3 protein-coding genes are annotated in these 2,772 nt (G+C 39.4%); all 3 read right to left on the reverse strand.

Annotation, left to right across the window (positions count from 1 at the left end):
* Nucleotides 1-526, reverse strand: a 526-nt coding sequence (locus tag HCU66_RS26815) for a polysaccharide pyruvyl transferase family protein (protein ID WP_205891366.1), incomplete at its 3' end; no start/stop codon positions are given.
* A gap of 6 nt (nucleotides 527-532) precedes the next feature.
* Nucleotides 533-1,855, reverse strand: a complete 1,323-nt coding sequence (locus HCU66_RS26820) for a lipopolysaccharide biosynthesis protein (RefSeq protein ID WP_205891367.1) — start codon at nucleotides 1,853-1,855, stop codon at nucleotides 533-535.
* Nucleotides 1,856-1,908: 53 nt separating this feature from the next.
* Nucleotides 1,909-2,772, reverse strand: an 864-nt coding sequence (locus tag HCU66_RS26825) for a UDP-glucose dehydrogenase family protein (RefSeq protein WP_205891368.1), incomplete at its 5' end; no start/stop codon positions are given.

Consider the following 2,772-nt stretch of genomic DNA (forward strand, 5'->3'; position numbering starts at 1 on the left):
TGTAATACCAAGAGAAATCTGGAAAAAAAATTAAATTATTTATACGAATATCTTTTCCAAATTTCAGCGAGTGACTATCTCTTACGCCATATACACGATAGGCGAAAGATTGAATTGACTCAGATATCGCATTAGCTTTATCAAATGGCCCAATTGAGAAGCCCAACCGTATTATCTTGCACCCCACCAAGCGCAAAATAAATAATTTAGAAGATTTTACTATTGTACCAATGGAGGATTTCATCCCTTTTCTAGAAATATCCCCAGGAGGTAACAATAAATATGTCTCACTTCTTCTTTTAACAGCCTCGAAAAATATCGAAGCGAATAAACTAGAATTACTGGACGAAGCTAATGTGTCGTTCCCGCCGGTAATTTCGTCGACAAACCAGCGCGGAGTATCATTATCGTTAACGATAATTTCCCCGTATTTACGAACTAAATCTAGTGCTACCTTATTGATCAATAGATCTCCGGTATTCTCTATCTGGCCGGCAGGCTCAAAATATATTTTCTTTAATTTCATAAGTCATTAACTCAATTGTCGACGTATTGTATTGATTACGGTGATGGATGCACCAATATAATGAAGAGAAAGCACCACGCTATATAGCGCGATGGCTTCTTTCGGAGTAAATCTAAAATATGCCGAAACAGCAAAAACAGACCCGGTCAGTAGCAGTCGCACGAAATTGATGATGAGCAATTTTTTCTGTTGTTTAAATACGTTGAGAGCGTTGGATATGGGATTTGCAACAAACTGACTCAATAAGTATATGGAGAGGAGGCTAGAGTAAACACCGGCCTCTTTCCATTGCGCTCCAAAGAACAATGAGAAAATCAACGGACCTAAAACAGCTAAAATTATTGTAGGTAAAATACCCAGCAAGATTAGTTTTTTTGCTAAAAATTTCGTTAGTTTTAGAATCTCTAGATTATTTTTTCTACCTATTTTCGAAATTTCTGCGTAGTACGCTTGGCCTGTAGTTTGCGCGATAAGGGCCACAGGTAGAGCTAAAGCCATTAGGGCTAGTCCAAGTTGCCCGGCAACCTCCGCCCCATACATTGACGACATAAATAAAGCAGGAGCTTGCATTGACAGTGTAAGTAAAATTTGGGAGGGCAGCCTGAATGCAGGAAACTCTGAAAAATACCGCATAGCAAACAATACATTTTGTCTTGTTATGCGCTTGCCACTTAACACTCTAATATCCGCATAAGTGCTTTTAGCAAGTGAATAGCTTCCACCTACTTGATTTAGTATATGACCAATTAAAAGCCCAACTTTTCCTACACCCAATAGTGCTAGTAGAATCTTAGAAAGAGCGCCCGATAATGCTTGGTTAACATTAGTTTTTGCGATGGATTTGAAGTTTTTATTTCGAATCGCCCAGTTACACAACGCCTCGTAGACTCCGGTGCCCAAGAAGCCAAAAATCAAGAGAAACCAAAAGGGTGTTAGCTGTGACACGGACAAAAAGCTAAAAATAGAATCTGAGTAAAAAAATAGTATAAGTGATGCTGCGAAAGAAATGAGCAACAGGCTTGAGATACTTATAATTAACAAGCAAAGTGCAATCTCGCTCCTTTTAGGAAGAGGAATTGCTGCGGCATATCGAAATGATCCAAATGGGGATAATATCAATATGATTGATGCAAATAGAGTATATACTCCAAATTGCTCTGGCGTGTAAAGTCTCGTTATGATTGGAATACTAACCAAGCTGATAACTTTTGCTGCGCTACTTCCACTAGCTAGAATTAGTATATTTTTTAGTATATTTTGATTCTCTCCTTCTCTTGGGTGAAGCTTTGATGCTATTTTTCTTAACATGCTCTTGATTGGATTTTTCAATTTAAATAATTCAAGTTTGGAGGGAGAAGCTTGCTTCTCCCAGGTTCATTCGGCTATCGGCCTATACCATAATATTGCCATTCATCAGCCTTTAGTTGCTCCGGTGAGTATTGATTTCGACCGTCAAAAATAACCGGAGATTTTAAAAGCTTCTTTAAAGCCTTGAAATCGGGTCTACGAAATGGCTTCCATTCTGTGACGAGCACTAGCGCATCAGCATCAATAGCAGCTTCATATTGAGCTTCTGAAAACTCCAACAACCCATCGGTTTCATAATTATGAGGGAATTCGGCTCTGGCAGCCTCGATGGCGACTGGATCGAAGGCTTTGACTTTAGCACCAGCCTTAGTTAACTTTTCAATAAGAGATATGCTTGGGGCTTCCCGCATGTCATCTGTACCAGGCTTGAACGATAAGCCCCATACTGCAAAAGTTCTACCTTTTAGCTCATGACCAAAATGATCGGTTATTTTTTCAAATAAACGATGTTTTTGAGCTTCATTACGATCCTCCACCGCCTGTAGTACTTTAGGTTCAAAATCATTTTGATGGGCCATATTAATGAGCGCTTTTACATCTTTTGGAAAACAAGATCCCCCATATCCACACCCAGCATAAATGAAGTGATAACCAATACGGCTATCTGCTCCGATACCCAGCCTGACACTTTCAACATCTACATCTAATTTTTCACAGAGATTCGCTATTTCGTTCATAAACGAAATCTTTGTTGCTAACATCGCATTTGCGGCATATTTAGTCATTTCCGCAGCTCGAACGCTCATGAACAGTATTCTTGGATGATTCCTAACAAAAGGCGCATAGAGTTCAGTCATTAACTCTTTAGCGAAACTCGTATCTGCTCCAATGATGATTCTGTCGGGATGCATGAAGTCGTTGACTGCAGCTCCTTCTTT

Origin of the sequence: Pseudomonas frederiksbergensis (genome assembly GCF_017114915.1) — a bacterium.
In the GTDB taxonomy this organism is placed as follows: domain Bacteria; phylum Pseudomonadota; class Gammaproteobacteria; order Pseudomonadales; family Pseudomonadaceae; genus Aquipseudomonas; species Aquipseudomonas frederiksbergensis_I.